The 15,017-nt window shown below is 72.8% G+C and carries 14 protein-coding genes; 5 read left to right on the top strand and 9 right to left on the bottom strand.

Going from position 1 to position 15,017, the window contains the following annotated elements; genetic code table 11:
- Positions 1 to 24: 24 nt before the first annotated feature.
- The 4 genes from ACFYZR_RS10390 to ACFYZR_RS10405 all read right to left on the bottom strand — a co-directional run bounded on the left by ACFYZR_RS10390 (position 25) and on the right by ACFYZR_RS10405 (position 6,341).
- On the bottom strand, positions 25 to 2,130 hold the full coding sequence (locus ACFYZR_RS10390) for a putative bifunctional diguanylate cyclase/phosphodiesterase (protein WP_391907814.1): 2,106 nt from the start codon (positions 2,128 to 2,130) through the stop codon (positions 25 to 27).
- Positions 2,131 to 2,303: 173 nt separating this feature from the next.
- Positions 2,304 to 4,559, bottom strand: coding sequence for an NAD-dependent DNA ligase LigA (gene ligA / locus ACFYZR_RS10395; protein ID WP_391907817.1), 2,256 nt, complete (start codon positions 4,557 to 4,559; stop codon positions 2,304 to 2,306).
- Between the two features lie 8 nt (positions 4,560 to 4,567).
- Positions 4,568 to 5,590 (bottom strand): methionine synthase, encoded by a 1,023-nt coding sequence (locus ACFYZR_RS10400; protein WP_391907820.1) that lies wholly within the window; start codon positions 5,588 to 5,590, stop codon positions 4,568 to 4,570.
- A gap of 52 nt (positions 5,591 to 5,642) precedes the next feature.
- Positions 5,643 to 6,341, bottom strand: coding sequence for an SDR family oxidoreductase (locus tag ACFYZR_RS10405; RefSeq protein ID WP_391907823.1), 699 nt, complete (start codon positions 6,339 to 6,341; stop codon positions 5,643 to 5,645).
- A gap of 267 nt (positions 6,342 to 6,608) precedes the next feature.
- On the opposite strand from ACFYZR_RS10405, the gene ACFYZR_RS10410 reads away from it, so the two are divergent.
- The 3 genes from ACFYZR_RS10410 (at position 6,609) to ACFYZR_RS10420 (ending at position 8,463) form a co-directional block, all read left to right on the top strand.
- Positions 6,609 to 7,058: a hypothetical protein gene (locus ACFYZR_RS10410; protein WP_391907826.1), complete on the top strand. Its 450-nt coding sequence runs from the start codon at positions 6,609 to 6,611 to the stop codon at positions 7,056 to 7,058.
- A gap of 186 nt (positions 7,059 to 7,244) precedes the next feature.
- Positions 7,245 to 7,802, top strand: coding sequence for a hypothetical protein (locus ACFYZR_RS10415; RefSeq protein ID WP_391907829.1), 558 nt, complete (start codon positions 7,245 to 7,247; stop codon positions 7,800 to 7,802).
- Between the two features lie 124 nt (positions 7,803 to 7,926).
- Positions 7,927 to 8,463, top strand: a complete 537-nt coding sequence (locus ACFYZR_RS10420; protein ID WP_391907832.1) for a Uma2 family endonuclease — start codon at positions 7,927 to 7,929, stop codon at positions 8,461 to 8,463.
- 2 nt (positions 8,464 to 8,465) lie between these two features.
- Here the strand turns inward: ACFYZR_RS10420 and mnmA are convergent, their stop codons facing one another.
- The gene (gene mnmA / locus ACFYZR_RS10425) at positions 8,466 to 9,617 is read right to left on the bottom strand and encodes a tRNA 2-thiouridine(34) synthase MnmA (RefSeq protein WP_391907835.1); all 1,152 of its coding nucleotides are present in this window, start codon (positions 9,615 to 9,617) and stop codon (positions 8,466 to 8,468) included.
- A 95-nt stretch (positions 9,618 to 9,712) separates the two neighbouring features.
- On the opposite strand from mnmA, the gene ACFYZR_RS10430 reads away from it, so the two are divergent.
- Positions 9,713 to 10,417: an N-acetylmuramoyl-L-alanine amidase gene (locus tag ACFYZR_RS10430; protein WP_391907838.1), complete on the top strand. Its 705-nt coding sequence runs from the start codon at positions 9,713 to 9,715 to the stop codon at positions 10,415 to 10,417.
- Positions 10,418 to 10,502: 85 nt separating this feature from the next.
- Here the strand turns inward: ACFYZR_RS10430 and ACFYZR_RS10435 are convergent, their stop codons facing one another.
- A complete protein-coding gene (locus tag ACFYZR_RS10435) occupies positions 10,503 to 11,672 on the bottom strand; it encodes a cysteine desulfurase family protein (protein ID WP_391907843.1) in 1,170 nt (389 codons plus the stop codon).
- A gap of 13 nt (positions 11,673 to 11,685) precedes the next feature.
- Complete coding sequence (locus ACFYZR_RS10440; RefSeq protein WP_391907846.1) at positions 11,686 to 12,696, bottom strand: helix-turn-helix transcriptional regulator; 1,011 nt, start codon at positions 12,694 to 12,696, stop codon at positions 11,686 to 11,688.
- Positions 12,697 to 12,807: 111 nt separating this feature from the next.
- On the opposite strand from ACFYZR_RS10440, the gene ACFYZR_RS10445 reads away from it, so the two are divergent.
- The gene (locus tag ACFYZR_RS10445; RefSeq protein WP_391907849.1) at positions 12,808 to 13,386 is read left to right on the top strand and encodes a TIGR03086 family metal-binding protein; all 579 of its coding nucleotides are present in this window, start codon (positions 12,808 to 12,810) and stop codon (positions 13,384 to 13,386) included.
- Between the two features lie 24 nt (positions 13,387 to 13,410).
- On the opposite strand, the gene ACFYZR_RS10450 is transcribed toward ACFYZR_RS10445, so the two are convergent.
- Entirely contained in the window at positions 13,411 to 14,247 is an 837-nt protein-coding gene (locus tag ACFYZR_RS10450; RefSeq protein ID WP_391907851.1) for a thioesterase family protein, read from the bottom strand.
- Positions 14,248 to 14,298: 51 nt separating this feature from the next.
- The gene (locus ACFYZR_RS10455; RefSeq protein ID WP_391907854.1) at positions 14,299 to 14,967 is read right to left on the bottom strand and encodes a trimeric intracellular cation channel family protein; all 669 of its coding nucleotides are present in this window, start codon (positions 14,965 to 14,967) and stop codon (positions 14,299 to 14,301) included.
- Positions 14,968 to 15,017: the final 50 nt, after the last annotated feature.

A 15,017-nucleotide genomic window follows, 5' to 3' on the forward strand; every position in this document is an offset into this window, starting at 1 on the left:
GGAAGCCCGGGCAGCCCGACCCGCCTACGTGACCGCGTCCTCCTCCGCCGGCGCCGGTGCCGGCGTCGGCGCCGGGGTCAGCGGCTCCTCACGGACGCGGACACCGGATTCGCGGAGGCGGAGCCAGGCCGTGGTCTCGTCCGGCGGCATCGCCGCCGCGACGAGCCAGCCCTGGACCGCGTCGCAGCCGAGGTCGCGCAGTCGTTCCCAGGTCTCGTCGTCCTCGACGCCCTCGGCGACGACGAGGAGGCCCAGCGAATGGGCGAGGTCGAGCGTGCAGCGGACGATCTCGGCGTCCTCGTTGTCGATGGCGAGCCGGGCGACGAAGGAACGGTCGATCTTCAGCTCGCTGACCGGGAGGCGGCGCAGGTGGACCAGCGAGGAATACCCCGTGCCGAAGTCGTCGAGGGACATCTTCACGCCGTGGCCGGTGAGCCCGGCCAGCGTGTCGGCGGCGCGCTGCGGGTCCTCCAGGAGCACGTGCTCCGTTATCTCCAGCTGGAGCGCCCCGGGAGGCACGCCGTGGCGGGCGAGGCGGGCGGCGACGGAGCCCGCGAAGCCCGGGGTGTGGACGTCGCGCGGGGAGACGTTGACCGCTACGGGGACCTCCAACCCCATGGCCCGCCACTTCGCCACCTGGCCGAGCGCGGTCTCCAGGACGTACTCCGTCAGCCGGGGCATCAGGCCCGACGATTCCGCGATCGCGATGAACTCGTCCGGGGAGACCCGGCCCCGCTCCGGGTGGACCCAGCGGACCAGGGCCTCCAGGCCCTCGACATGGCCGTCGAAGCCGACCTTGGGCTGGTAGTGGAGCTCGACCTCGCCGGCGTCCAGCGCGCGGCGCAGGTCGCCGAGGAGGCCGAGGCGGTCGGGGGTGTTGCCGTCGCGGCGGGCCTCGTAGACCTCGACGCCGCTGCGGTCGCGCTTGGCCTGGTACATCGCCACGTCGGCCCGGCGCAGCAGCCCCTCCGCGTCCAGGGCGTGGTCGGGGTAGACGGCGACGCCGGCGCTGGCCTCCAGGACGAGGGTGAGCCCGTCCAGGTCGAGGGGGGAGCCGAGGTCGGCGACGAGGGTACGGGCGACCCGCTGGGCGCTGGTGAGGGAGTCGGCGGTGGGCAGCAGCACGGCGAACTCGTCGCCGCCGAGGCGGGCGGCCTCCGCGTCGCGGGGCAGGGCGAGCCGGAGTCGTTCGGCGATCTGGAGGAGCAGCCGGTCGCCGGCGAGATGACCGAGGGTGTCGTTGACCGACCGGAAACGATCGAGGTCGATCAGGACGAGCGCGGCGCGGGCCCCGGCCCGTTCGGCCTCGTCCAGGGCGCTCCAGGTGCGTTCCAGCAGCCACTGACGGTTGGGCAGTCCGGTGAGGGGGTCGCGCAGTTGTTCCTCGGCGCGGGCGCGGGCGATCCAGAGGGTGGAATCGAGGGCGATGAGGGGGACCGCGAAGAGGGGCAGGAGGACGGGCGAGTGGTCGGCGACGACCGCGATCAGCGGGGCGATGCCGAGCAGGGCGATGCCGACGAGGGCCTGCCGCATCAGGGCGGTGCGGGCGATGCTGGTCAGCGCGGCGCGCGGGGCCATGGACCACCAGAGGAGCGCGCGGGTGACGGCGAGGTAGAGGAAGGCGGCGAGGGCGATCTTGGGGGCGGCGGAGAGCCGCCAGGTGTCGGGCAGCCAGGGGCTCTCGACGCCGGCGGTGATCCCGCAGGCGGCGAGGCCGAGCCCGGCGGCCGCGATGCCGAGGATGTCGACCGCGCCGTGGAGTAAGGCCTGCCGCCATCGGTGGCGGCGGGCGGTGGCCACCAGGGTGACGACCGCGATGCTGATCAGTACGGCCGGGAGCCAGCCGTAGAGGAGCAGGACGGCCAGGGTGAGGGCGGCACCGGATCCGGTGCCGCCCCACCAACGGTCCCGGCCGAGGGCGACGAGATGGGCGACGATGAGCGCGGTGAGGGTCGCGAGCGACCAGCCGACCGTCTGCCCCGGGAAGAGGGCCCGTTCCGAGGAGACCGCCCGCAGTACGCCGACGGTGAGCCCGAGCGCGGCCAGGGCCACGCAGACCGTCGGCAGCCCGGGCGGGGAGAGCCGCCGCGGCCGCGATGCCGGTTCGGCGCTGTCGGTGGTGGGTTTCATGCCCGTCCCTCTCACAGCCGGCGGTGCCCGCGCCACGGCAGGCGCACATCTCAACAGTAGGCCGCAGAAGGCTACGGCGGGCAGCGATCGGCAGCGGTTGCCCGAATGCGATCCGGCGTTCTGTAGCCATCTGGTATGCGCTGTAGGGGTAATGCCCACTGCCTATGCGGGCATTACTCCGCTGGGGTGGCCTCCTGGGGCACGGCCGCCTCGCGCGCCGCCTCGGGGCCTTCCTCCAGCAGGACGGTGAAACCGTCCTCTTCGAGGACCGGGACCTTCAGCTGCATCGCCTTGTCGTATTTCGAACCGGGGTTGTCACCGACGACCACGAAGTCCGTCTTCTTCGATACCGACCCGGTCACCTTCGCGCCCCGGCTCTGGAGGGCCTCCTTGGCGGCGTCCCGGGTGAAGCCCGTGAGGGTGCCGGTGACGACGACGGTCAGCCCGGCGAGCGGACGCGGACCCTCCGCCTCGCCGGCCTCCTCCTCCATCCGGACCCCGGCGGCCCGCCACTTCTCGATGATCTCGCGGTGCCAGTCCTCGGCGAACCACTCCCGGACGGCGGTGGCGATGGTGTCCGAGACGCCGTCGACGGCGGCGAGCTCCTCCTCCGTGGCCTCGGCGATCCGGTCGATCGAGCGGAACTCGCGGGCCAGCGCCGCCGCGGCGACGGGACCCACATGGCGGATGGACAGGCCGTTGATCACCCGGGCGAGCGGGCGCTGCTTGGCCGCCTGGATGTTCTCCAGCATGGCCAGGGCGTTCTTCTTCGGCTCGCCCTTCTGGTTGGCGAAGAAGGTGACGACCTTCTCCTCGCCCGTCTTGGGGTCGATCTTGGGCAGACCGCTGTCCTGGTCCCGCACATACGACTTGATGGGCAGCAGTTCCTCGATCGTCAGACCGAAGAGGTCGCCCTCGTTGACCATCGGCGGGGTGGCGGGCTCCAGGGGCTGGGTGAGGGCCGAGGCGGCCACATAGCCGAAGTTCTCGATGTCGAGGCACTCGCGGCCCACGAGGTAGTACAGCCGCTCGCGGATCTGGCCCGGGCAGGAGCGGGCGTTGGGGCACCGGAGGTCGATGTCGCCCTCCTTCATCGGGCGCAGCCCGGTGCCGCACTCAGGGCACTCGGCGGGCATCACGAACTCCCGTTCGGTGCCGTCGCGCAGATCCACGACGGGGCCGAGGACCTCGGGGATCACATCGCCGGCCTTGCGGATGACGACGGTGTCGCCGATGAGGACGCCCTTGGCCTTGACGACCTCCTGGTTGTGGAGGGTGGCGAACTCGACCTCGGAGCCGGCGACGGTGACGGGCTCGAAGACGGCCTGCGGGGTCACCCGGCCGGTGCGGCCGACGCCGACGCGGATGTCGAGGAGCTTGGTGTTGACCTCCTCCGGCGGGTACTTCCAGGCGATGGCCCAGCGCGGGGCGCGCGCGGTGGAGCCCAGCCGGCCCTGGAGGGGGATCTCGTCGAGCTTGACGACGACGCCGTCGATCTCGTGCTCCATCGAGTGCCGGACCTTGGGCTGCCCGTAGTTCGCGATGAACTTCCGCACCTCGTCGAGCGAGCCGAAGACCTCGGCGTGCGCGGCGGTGGGCAGGCCCCACTCCCGCAGCAGCTCATACGCGTGCGACTGGCAGTCGATGTCGAAGCCCTCGCGGGCGCCGATGCCGTGCACCACCATGTGCAGCGGGCGGGTGGCGGTGACGCGCGGGTCCTTCTGGCGCAGCGAACCGGCCGCCGCGTTGCGCGGGTTGGCGAAGGGGGCCTTGCCCGCCTCCACCAGGCGGGCGTTGAGCTCCTCGAACTTCTCCATCGGGAAGTAGACCTCGCCGCGCACCTCGACGAGGGCGGGGATCCGCTCGCCCTTCAGCCGGTCCGGGACCTCGGAGATGGTGCGGACGTTCGGCGTGATGTCCTCACCCGTGCGGCCGTCGCCGCGGGTGGCGGCGCGGGTGAGCCGGCCGTGCTCGTACGTCAGGTTGACGGCGAGGCCGTCGACCTTGAGCTCGCACAGGAAGTGGTAATCGGCACCTTCGCCGAGGTCCTTGGCGATGCGCTCGGCCCAGGCGGCGAGCTCCTCGTCGTCGAAGGCGTTGTCCAGGGAGAGCATGCGCTCGCGGTGCTCGACGGCGGTGAACTCCGTCTCGTACGCGCCCGCGACCTTCTGGGTCGGCGAGTCCGGCGTGCGCAGCGGCGGATACTCCTCCTCCAGGGCCTCCAGCGACCGCAGCAGCTTGTCGAACTCGGCGTCGCTGACGACGGGGGCGTCCTTCACGTAATACCGGAAGCGGTGCTCCTCGACCTGCTCGGCGAGCAGGGCGTGCTTCTCCCGCGCCTCGGCGGGCACCGCCGCTTGCGCCGCGAGCTTCTCGAGCTCTTCGCCTCGCCGTTCGACAGCCACCGTCTCGTCCTCCCGTTGATCCATGAGCGCCGTCACTCAGGGTTGTCTGCGAGTGATTTCGCCGCCCGGACGCAGTGGGCGAGGGCCGCCCGGGCATACGCGGGCGAAGCGCCCGCGAGCCCGCACGACGGGGTGACGACCACGGACTCCGAAAGAGCCCCCGGTGCCAGCCCCAGCCTGCGCCACAGCGTCCTGACACCCATGACGCTACCGGCAGGGTCGGACAATGGGCCGTCCACGCCGGGCACCATGCCGGCGAAGAGGGTCGTGCCCGCCTCCACCGCCTCACCGATCGCATCGTCCTCACGCTCGGTGAGGAGCGAGAAATCGAACGAGACGCCGGTGACTCCGGCGCGGCGCAGCAGCGCGAAGGGCACGCCGGGGGCGCACGAGTGCACGACGAGTTCGGCGCCGGCCTCCGTCGCGACCGCCGCCATGTCTCGCAGCGCGCCCTCGACGACGGCCCGGTCGACGGCACGGTGGGTGCGGTAACCGCTGGCCGTACGGATCTGGCCGCGCAGCACGGCGGGCAGGGAGGGCTCGTCGAGCTGGAGGACGAGCCGGGCGCCGGGCACCCGGCGGCGCACCTCGGCGAGGTGGCCGCGCAGGCCCTCGGCCAGGGAGGCCGTGAGGTCGCGGCAGGCGCCGGCGTCGCCGAGGGCGGCCTCGCCGCCGCGCAGCTGGAGGGAGGAGGAGAGGGTCCAGGGCCCGACGGCGGAGACCTTCAGCGCGCCCTCGTGGCCCTGAGTGAACTCTTCAAGGGCGTCCAGGTCCTCGCCGAGCCAGGAGCGCGCGCGACGGGTGTCGCGGCCGGGCCGGTCGCTGACACGCCAGCCGCTGGGCTCCAGGTGTGCGAAGACCTCGACCAGCATCCCGGCGGTGCGGCCGATCATGTCCGCCCCGGGCCCGCGCGCGGGCAGCTCCGGGAGGTGCGGCAGCGCCTCCAGCGACCCGGTGACGGTCTTCGCGGCCTCGCGCGCGACTCCCCCGGGCATCGAACCGACGCCGGTGGCGACCCCCGCGCCCCAGCTCCTGACGTTGCTCTTCTCGCTCACTCAGGAAGGGTACGAGAAAGGGGCCGCGCGCCCGGCCGGGGCCGGAGGGCTATCAGCCGCCCGAGTACCCCGGGCGGACCGACAGGTCGTTGACCTCCGCGTCGCGCGGCAGGTCCAGGGCGAGCAGGATCGTCGCCGTGACCGACTCCGGGCTGATCCACTTGCCCGGCTCGTACTCCTTGCCCTCCTGCTGGTGCACGCTCACCTGCATGGCGGTGGCCACCCGGCCCGGGTAGACGCTGGTGACGCGGACGCCGTGGGTGTGCTCCTCGGCCCGCAGGGAGTCCGCGAGCGCCTTCAGGCCGTGCTTGCTGGCCGCGTACGCGCCCCAGCCGGGGTTCGCGCGCAGCCCGGCGCCGGAGTTGACGAAGACGACGTGCCCCTGCGAGACGCGGAGCTGCGGCAGCAGCAGCCGCGTCAGCTCGGCGGGCGCGACCAGGTTGACGGCGAGCGTCCGGTTCCAGGTCTTGGGGGTCAGCTCGCCGATGTCCCCGAGGTCGGCGACGCCCGCGATGTGCAGCAGGGAGTCGACGCGGTCGGGCAGGGTCTGGTGGCCGAGCGCCCAGGAGAGCCGGTCGGGGTTGCCGAGGTCGGCGACGAGGGTGTGGGCGCCGGGGAAGCGCGCGGCGAGCTCCTTGGCCCGGCCCGCGTCGCGCGCGACGAGCCAGAGTTCGTCGCCGCGCTCGTGCAGCCGCCGGGCGACCGCCTCGCCGATGCCCGACCCGGAGCCGGTGATCACATGTGTTGCCATGCCCCCCAGCTTGCCCCACCGCGCCGGGGGCGGGCACCGGCCCCGTACGCCGCGTCTGTCCCCTTGTGTGGCGTCTTCGGGCGAGCCGGACGCTAAGGGACGATTTCCTATGTCTCCGATATGGATTCGGAATCTTATGGGTCGCGAACCGATCACAGTGTTACCGACGGTATCGCAAAAGCGGTAATGGCATGCCTAGCGTGACGCGGGCTCACCGGCGGCGTAATCCCCGCGCCGTTTTCCGTCATTTCACTGAAAGCAGTCATAGTGAAGATTCGCATATCCCGCACCGCCGCCATATCCGGATTCGTCATCATCGCCCTGACCGGAGCGAGCGGCTGCGGCAGCGACTCGAGCGGGAAGAGCGGCTCCTCCGGCTCGGGCGCCGCGGCCGCCGCCGCTGCCACCACCGACGGCTCCGGTGACGGCACGAAGGACGTCACCATCTCCGACTGCGCATACGTCGAGAAGCAGGGCATCGCGGCCAAACTGAGCGCCATGAACCCCAGCGCGACGGCCACTTACAGCTACACCGTCACCGTGAAGTTCACGGCCCCGGACGGCTCCGCGCTCGAGTCCCAGGACTTCTCGCTCCTGTTCGTCCGCCCCGGCCGCACGGACAACCACGACATCACCGCCCCCTACAGCCCGAAGGCGGGAGCCCCCACGAAGGGCGCGAAGTGCGAGATCGCCAAGGTCGTGCGCGGAACCGGCTGAAAATATTCCGCCCGTACCGTCCCGCCCCGCCCTATCCCTCTTCGGAAGCCGTTCTGTCGCGGTCGTGTCACAGAAACAGCCGGTGACCTGCTGGGATTTGGCCATGTGTAAACACCCCGTTAGCGTGACGTGCGCTCGTCAAATGATCAACGCATCGTCTCGTCACTTCATCGGGGGAGTTCACATATGAAGCTTCGTCATGTCCGCGCGACCGCCGTTTTCGGAATCGTCGTCGTCGCCCTCACGGGCGCCCGGGGTCACCATGGCGCGAGCTGCGGCGGCGGATCCAGCCATCACAGCAGCGGCTCGTCCACGAGCGGGGGCACGACCGGGGGCACGACCGGGGGCTCGTCGACCGGCGGCGGTTTCAGCGGCGGCGGGACGACGAGCGGTGGCGCCACCACCGGCGGTACCACCACCGGTGGCACAGCCACCGGTGGTGGTGGCGGCGACGCCATGCGCGACATCAAGATCATGGACTGCGCCTACACCGACCGCCTCGGCATCACGGCGAAGCTCAGCGCCACCAACGGCAGCGCGACCCTCAAGTACACCTACCGCCTGACCGTGCAGTTCACGGACCCGGAGGGCAAGGTCACCACGCGCTTCCCGTCCATCCCGTACGTGATGCCGGGCAAGTCGAGCACGCTCGACGTCTCCACCCCGTACGTACCGAAGGCGGGCTCGCCGAGCAGCGGCGGCAGGTGCGAGGTCACGAACGTGACGCGGACGATCGCGAACTAGGTTTCCAGAGGTAACCTTCGGCACTCTTCGCCCGTTTGGGCGAAGGACGCGCGAGCGGGTACGGGCGGCTCGCCTTCCGGGGCAGAGTCGTCCGCAACCCATCACACTGCAGCTGGAGCACCCGGTGACGACCACCGAAATGCGGAAGTTCGAGGAATTCGACGCGTCGTTCCCGGAGCACAACGCCGAGATGATCGACGGACAGGTCTGCATCAACACCGTGGTGACATCCGGTCACGGCCAGGCGGTTCTGGCCATCGCGGCCCAGCTCGTCGACGAGTGGTGCGTCATGACCAAGGTGGACACGGTCTACGAAGGCTGGCGTGGCACGACCCTGCTTCGCCCCGACCTCTCGGTCGCGGCCCCCGCCCACCATGGCGCGGACCTCCCGCGGTTCCCCGCAGAAGAGATCATTCTGGTCACCGAGGTCACTTCCAGGTCCACTTTCGAGAACGACACCCGCCGCAAGGTCGCGAAGTACGCCCAGGCCGGTATCCCCTACTACCTCGTCGTGGACCCCATCAAGGGCCGGTGCCTGCTCCACTCACTCCCCGAGGACGGCCGCTACCGCTCGAAGGTCGAGAGCAAGTTCGGCGACCCGGTATCGGTCGGCGCCCCTCTGGACACCGACATCGACACCTCCGCCCTCTACACCTACTGAACCTACTGACCCGCCCGCGCGGCGGCCCGCTCCGTCGTCGCGATCGTCGCAGAGCCGACGACGCGGGTGTCGTCGTAGAGGACGATCGCCTGGCCGGGGGCCACGCCGCGGACCGGCTCGGTGAAGCGGACGCGGAGCTCGTCGCCGACGAGCTCGGCCGTCACCTCGGTCTCGCCGCCGTGGGCGCGCAGCTGGGCCGTGTACGTGCCGGGGCCGGCCGGGGCCACGCCGCACCAGCGGGGCTTGATGGCGGTGAGGGCCGAGACGTCCAGGGCCTCCACCGGGCCCACCGTCACGGTGTTGTTCACCGGGGAGATGTCCAGGACGTAGCGCGGCTTGCCGTCCGGGGCCGGGCGGCCTATGCGCAGGCCCTTGCGCTGGCCGATGGTGAAGCCGTAGGCGCCCTCGTGGGTGCCGACCGTGTTGCCGGCCTCGTCGACGATGTCGCCCTCGGCCCGGCCCAGCCGCTTCGCCAGGAAGCCCTGGGTGTCGCCGTCGGCGATGAAGCAGATGTCGTGGCTGTCGGGCTTCTTCGCCACGGCCAGGCCCCGGCGCTCCGCCTCGGCGCGGATCTCGTCCTTGGTGGTGATCGTGTCGCCCAGCGGGAACATCGCGTGGGCGAGCTGGCGCTCGTCCAGGACGCCCAGGACGTACGACTGGTCCTTGGCCATGTCGCTGGCGCGGTGCAGCTCGCGGGTGCCGTCCTCGCCTCGTACGACCGTGGCGTAGTGGCCGGTGCAGACCGCGTCGAAGCCCAGCGCGAGGGCCTTGTCCAGCAGCGCGGCGAACTTGATCTTCTCGTTGCAGCGCAGGCAGGGGTTGGGCGTGCGCCCGGCCTCGTACTCGGCGACGAAGTCCTCGACGACGTCCTCGCGGAAGCGCTCGGCCAGGTCCCAGCAGTAGAAGGGGATGCCGATCACATCGGCGGCCCGGCGGGCGTCGCGGGAGTCCTCGATGGTGCAGCAGCCGCGCGCGCCGGTGCGGAAGGACTGCGGGTTCGCGGACAGCGCGAGGTGCACACCGGTCACGTCGTGCCCGGCTTCGACGGCACGGGCCGCCGCGACGGCGGAGTCGACGCCGCCGGACATGGCGGCGAGCACACGGAGGCGACGTCCGTCGCGGGGGCCTGAAGGTGCACCGGGGAAGTCAGTCATAGCCCTCCCAGGGTACGGGGTGCCCGGAACCGGGCGGGTGGCGCGGGCGTTTCCGCTCAGGACGGGGCGCCTGCCCCGCCGGGACGGGGGCGCGGGTGGAAGCGGAGCGGGCGGAAGCGGAGCGGGCGGAAGCGGCGCCGGTGGAAGCGGAGCGGAAGCGTGGCGTCGGGCGTCGGGCGCTGCTGATCGGCGGCGCCAGCGCCGTGACGGCGGCCGGCGCGGCCGGGTACGCGGGGCGGGACGAGCTCGCCCGCTGGTGGTGGCGCGTGGCGGGGCGGGAGCGGCCCCGGACGGACGGGGCGGTCGACCACCCGGGCGCCGAGTGGGTCGCCGCGTCGTCGGCGAACTGGCGGCGGGCCTCACGGCCGGACGACTACGACGTCGACCGGATCGTCGTCCACGTGGTGCAGGGCGACTACGGAGAAGCCCTGCGGGTCTTCCGCGATCCGCTGCACCAGGCGGCCGCGCACTATGTCGTGCGGCGGGACGGGCATGTGGCACAGACCGTCCGCGAGCTGGACGTGGCGTTCCACGCGGGGAACCGGGCGTTCAACGAGCGCAGTGTCGGGATCGAGCACGAGGGGTACGTGGAGCGGCCCGGCGACTTCACGGACGCGATGTACGCGGCGTCCGCGCGGCTGGCGGCGGGGATCTGTGGGCGGTACGGGATTCCGGTGGACCGGAGGCATATTGTGGCGCACTCCGAGGTGCCGGGTACGGACCATACGGATCCCGGCTCGCACTGGGACTGGGACCGGTACCTGCGGCTGGTCCGGGCGGCGGGCCCTGCGGGCGGCTGAGCCCCAGCCCCGCCCTTTCACCGTTTCCTGGGGCTCCGCCCCAGACCCCGCTCCTCAAACGCCGGAGGGGCTGAATTCAGCCCGCCTAGCTCAGTCCCGCCGTTCGGGCCCGGTCCACCACCGGGCCGATCGCGTCGATCACCGCCGTGACGTCCTCGCGCGTCGACGTGTGGCCCAGGGAGAAGCGCAGGGTGCCGCGGGCCAGGTCGCGGTCGGTGCCCGTGGCCAGGACGACGTGGCTGGGCTGGGCGACGCCGGCCGTGCAGGCGGAGCCGGTCGAGCACTCGATGCCCTGGGCGTCGAGGAGGAGGAGCAGGGAGTCGCCCTCGCAGCCCGGGAAGGAGAAGTGGGCGTTGGCGGGCAGCCGGCCCGCCGGGTCCGGGTCGCCGCCGAGGACCGCGTCGGGGACGGCGGCCCGGACGCCCTCGATCAGCTCGTCCCGCAGCGCCCCGATCTCCCGGGCGAAGTCCGCGCGCCGCTCGGCGGCCAGCCGGCCCGCCACCGCGAAGGCGGCGATCGCCGGGACGTCGAGGGTGCCGGAGCGCACGTGCCGCTCCTGGCCGCCGCCGTGCAGCAGCGGTACGGGCGTGTACTGGCGGCCCAGCAGCAGGGCGCCGATCCCGTACGGGCCGCCGATCTTGTGGCCGCTGACGGTCATCGCGGCGAGCCCGGAGGCGGCGAAGTCCACGTCGAGCTGACCGACGGCCTGCACGGCGTCGGCGTGCAGCGGAACGTCGAACTCCGAAGCCGCGTCGGCCAGTTCGCGGACCGGCATCACCGTGCCGATCTCGTTGTTGGCCCACATCACCGTGGCGAGGGCCACGTCGTCGGGGTTACGGGCGATGGCCTCGCGGAGGGCGTCGGCGTGGACCCGGCCGTAGGAGTCGACCGGCAGGTATTCGACGGTCGCGCCCTCGTGCTCGGCGAGCCAGTGGACCGCGTCGAGCACCGCGTGGTGCTCGACGGGGCTGGCCAGGACGCGCGTACGGGCCGGGTCGGCGGCGCGGCGTGCCCAGAACAGGCCCTTGACGGCGAGGTTGTCGGCTTCGGTGCCGCCCGCGGTGAAGACCACTTCGCTGGGGCGCGCGCCGAGCGAGGCGGCGAGCGATTCGCGCGCTTCCTCGACCGTGCGGCGGGCGCGGCGGCCCGCGGCGTGCAGCGAGGACGCGTTGCCGGCGAGGGGCAGCTGGGCGGTCATCGCCGTCACCGCCTCCGGGAGCATGGGGGTGGTGGCGGCGTGGTCGAGGTAGGCCATGGTGGGCACGATTCTACGAGGCCCGGTCCGGGACCGTGGCGGGGTGTTCCAGCCCCGGAGGCGGCATCCGCTTGCGCCCGGGGTCGTACAGCTCCGCCACGGCCCGGGCGGCCGCCGCCAGCTCCCGCCGTACCGGCTCCGGCGAGATCACCTCCAGGTCCGGGCCGTAGGCCAGCAGGGATCGCGCGTCCTCCGGGCCGGCGAAGGCGAATTCCACGGTCGCGGGGTCGCCCTCGGACGGCGGCCCGGTGAGCTCCCGGCCGCGCAGACGCAGGAGCGTGGCGAGGCGGGAGCGGCGTACCCGGGCCGTCACCAGGAGCTCCGCGGGCCGGCCCTCGACCTCGCGGCGCAGCTCCTCCCAGACGTCCGTCAGCTCCAGGCCGGCCCGCCGGCGTACCGGCTCGTCGGTGAGGTTCGCCCTCAGCACCCGGTCGGCGCGGTAGAGGCGGGGGCGGCCGCGGTGGTCGGCGACGAGGTACCAGACGCCGGCCTTGGCGACGAGGCCGTAGGGGTCGACGGTGTACGTGCTCGGTTCGGCCGTGCCGCCGTGGCGGTAGCGCAGGCGCAGCCGGAGGTCGGTGAAGACGGCGGTGCGCAGCTCGCCGAGGTCGACGGCGGCGGTGGGAGCCGCCCAGCGGACGGGGTCGATGTGGATGCGGCGGCTGATGGCCTCGGCGGCGGGGCGGTGGACGGCGGGCAGGGCGGCCATGACCTTGCGCAGGGCGGAGCCCAGGGCGCCGTCGAGGCCGAGGTCGGCGTGGGCGCTCGGGCCGGCCAGGACGAACAGGGCGCGGGCCTCGTCGGCGGTGAGGCCTGTGACGTCGGTGCGGTAGCCGGGGAGCAGGGCGATGCCGCCGTGGCGGCCGCGTTCGGCGTAGACGGGCACACCGGCGGCGGAGAGGGATTCGACGTCGCGGTAGATCGTGCGGACGGACACCTCCAGGCGCCGGGCGAGCTCGGCGGCGGGCACCCGGTCGCGGTTCTGGAGCAGCAGGAGTATCGACAGCAGCCGGTCGGATTTCACATGATCAATCTTGGATCAAACTTGACGGCAGGTGTCAGGTTTTGGCGGGAGGGTGCTCCTCGAACGACCGACCGTTCGACCGATCACCCCGTCCGCAAGGAGCAGTGACCCATGGACCTCGACCTCGACCCCCGCCCCCTCCACGCCCGTGCCACCGGCCAGGTGGCGGCCCTGATGGCCCGGGTGAAGCCCGAGGCGCTCGGCGACCCCACGCCCTGCGACGGGTTCGACGTGCGCGGTCTGCTGGCGCATCTCGTGGGCGGTGTCCGTGCGGCCGCCGAGCTCGGCCGTACCGGCGCTGACGTGACGCTGGAGGCCGCCGAGGGCGTGCCGGACGACGGCTGGCTCCGGGCCTACGACGAGGCCCGCGCGCTCTTCGACGAGGTGTGGGCCGACGACGCGAAGCTGGACGCGCCGGTGTCCGTGCCGTGGGGCGAGCTGCCGGGCCGGGCGTACCTCTCCTCCGGCTGTGTGCTGGAGACGGTCGCCCACACCTGGGACCTGTCCGCCGCCCTCGGCCACCCGCTGCCCCTGGACCAGGAGCTCGCCGAGTACGCCCTCCGGTGGGCGCGCCGGGTGCTCCCGGCGGGGCGGCGCGGCGCGCCCGTGCCGTTCGGGCCGGTGCGTCCGGCCCCCGAGGGCGCGGACGCCTACGCGCGGCTGGCGGCGTGGCTCGGCCGGGAGGTCTGAGCCGGAAGGAGGCCCGGCGGCCGCTCAGAGGGCGGGCCTGGCCAGCTGGCGCGACTGGGCGACGAGCCGGTCCCGGCTGTCCCAGACCTCCGCGTCCTCCTCCATGTAGCCGCCCGCGAGATTGCGGCTGGTCTTGAGGATCCGGAGGGGGCCGGGGGCGGGGCGCACCCGGATGTGGGCGGTCAGCTCGACGGTGGGCACCACTCCGGTGACGCCGTACTCGAAGGCGGTGGGCGGCAGCGAGTCGACGGCCAGCAGCAGCGAGAGCGGGTCGGGGGCGCGGCCGTCCGCGAGGCCGTACCAGGCGCGGATCTCGCCCCGGCTGCTCGGCCGGCCGGTCATCCAGCCGGTGGTGGCCGGGTCGAGGCGGTAGTCGAGCCGGTGGACGATCTCGGGGACGGGCACCGCCGGGGCCGGTCCGGGGTCGAGGAGGCCCCGGCACTCCTCGTACGGCGGCAGGGGCGGGGGCGTGGCGATGGTGCGGACGTCGTCGGGGAGGACGGCCAGGTCCCCGTAGGCGGCCAGGACGCGGACGCGCTCGGTCTCGGTGCCGTCCTCGGTGCGCTGGAGGAGGCGGGCCTGGCCGGTGGAGAGCGAGCGGCCCGTGCGGAGCGGCTCGGTGCGGATGACGGCGGGGCCGGGCCGTGAGGCGCTCAGATAGTGGGCGGTGACGGTGAACGGGTCGGGGTGGGGCAGGGTGTCGCGCAGGGCGCGGGCGAGCAGGGCGAGGAGGTAGCCGCCGTTGAGGGGGCCGAAGACGGTCCAGCCAGGGTGGAGGCGGGCGTCGTAGCCGCCCGGCCCGTTGGCCGAGATCGCGGTGTCCCGGTCGAACTCGCTGTCGCCGATGGTTGCCGGAGCCATGCGAGAACGCTAATGCGAAAACGTTACGTCCGGCGTTCGGTCCGGACGGTCTCATCCCTGGGTGGGGTCCTCGACGGCGGCGCTGCGGCGGTGCCAGGCGCGCGGGGCGCGCCAGTGGTAGCGCATCGCGAGCAGCCGCAGGACGAACGCGACGGCGGCGGACAGCATGCTGGTGGAGACGTTGAGCGCGTCGTAGCGGATGAGCAGCGCGGCCATGGTGGAGCCGACCATGGCGGGCACGGCGTACAGGTCGCGGTCCCAGCGCAGCAGCGAGGGCACCTCGTGGGCCAGGACGTCGCGCAGCACGCCGCCGCCGACGGCCGTGGCCAGGCCGAGCGTCGCGGCGAAGGTCAGGCCGAGCCCGTGCCCGTAGGCCTTGACCGTGCCCGCGACGCAGAACAGCCCGAGCCCGGCGGCGTCGAAGACGTTCACCGCCTTGGTGATCCGCTCCACCTCCGGGTGGAGGAAGAAGACGATCACGGTGGCGACCAGCGGGGTGAGGAAGTACCCCAGGTCGGTGAAGGCGGCGGGCGGCACCGCTCCGATGATCAGGTCCCGGAACAGCCCGCCGCCCAGCGCCGTGACCTCCGCCAGCACGGCCATGCCGAAGACGTCGAAGTTCTTGCGGACGCCGAGCAGGGCGCCCGACATGGCGAAAACGAAGATCCCGGCGAGGTCGAGCGAGTGCTGGACGGAGGGACTGAACAGATCGGTGAGCACCAGACATTCTTACGCGCCGGCGGCCGCGCTCCCGACTCGTCCCGGTATGC

The sequence above is a fragment of the Streptomyces sp. NPDC001678 genome (assembly GCF_042892945.1).
Classification (GTDB): Bacteria; Actinomycetota; Actinomycetes; order Streptomycetales; family Streptomycetaceae; genus Streptomyces.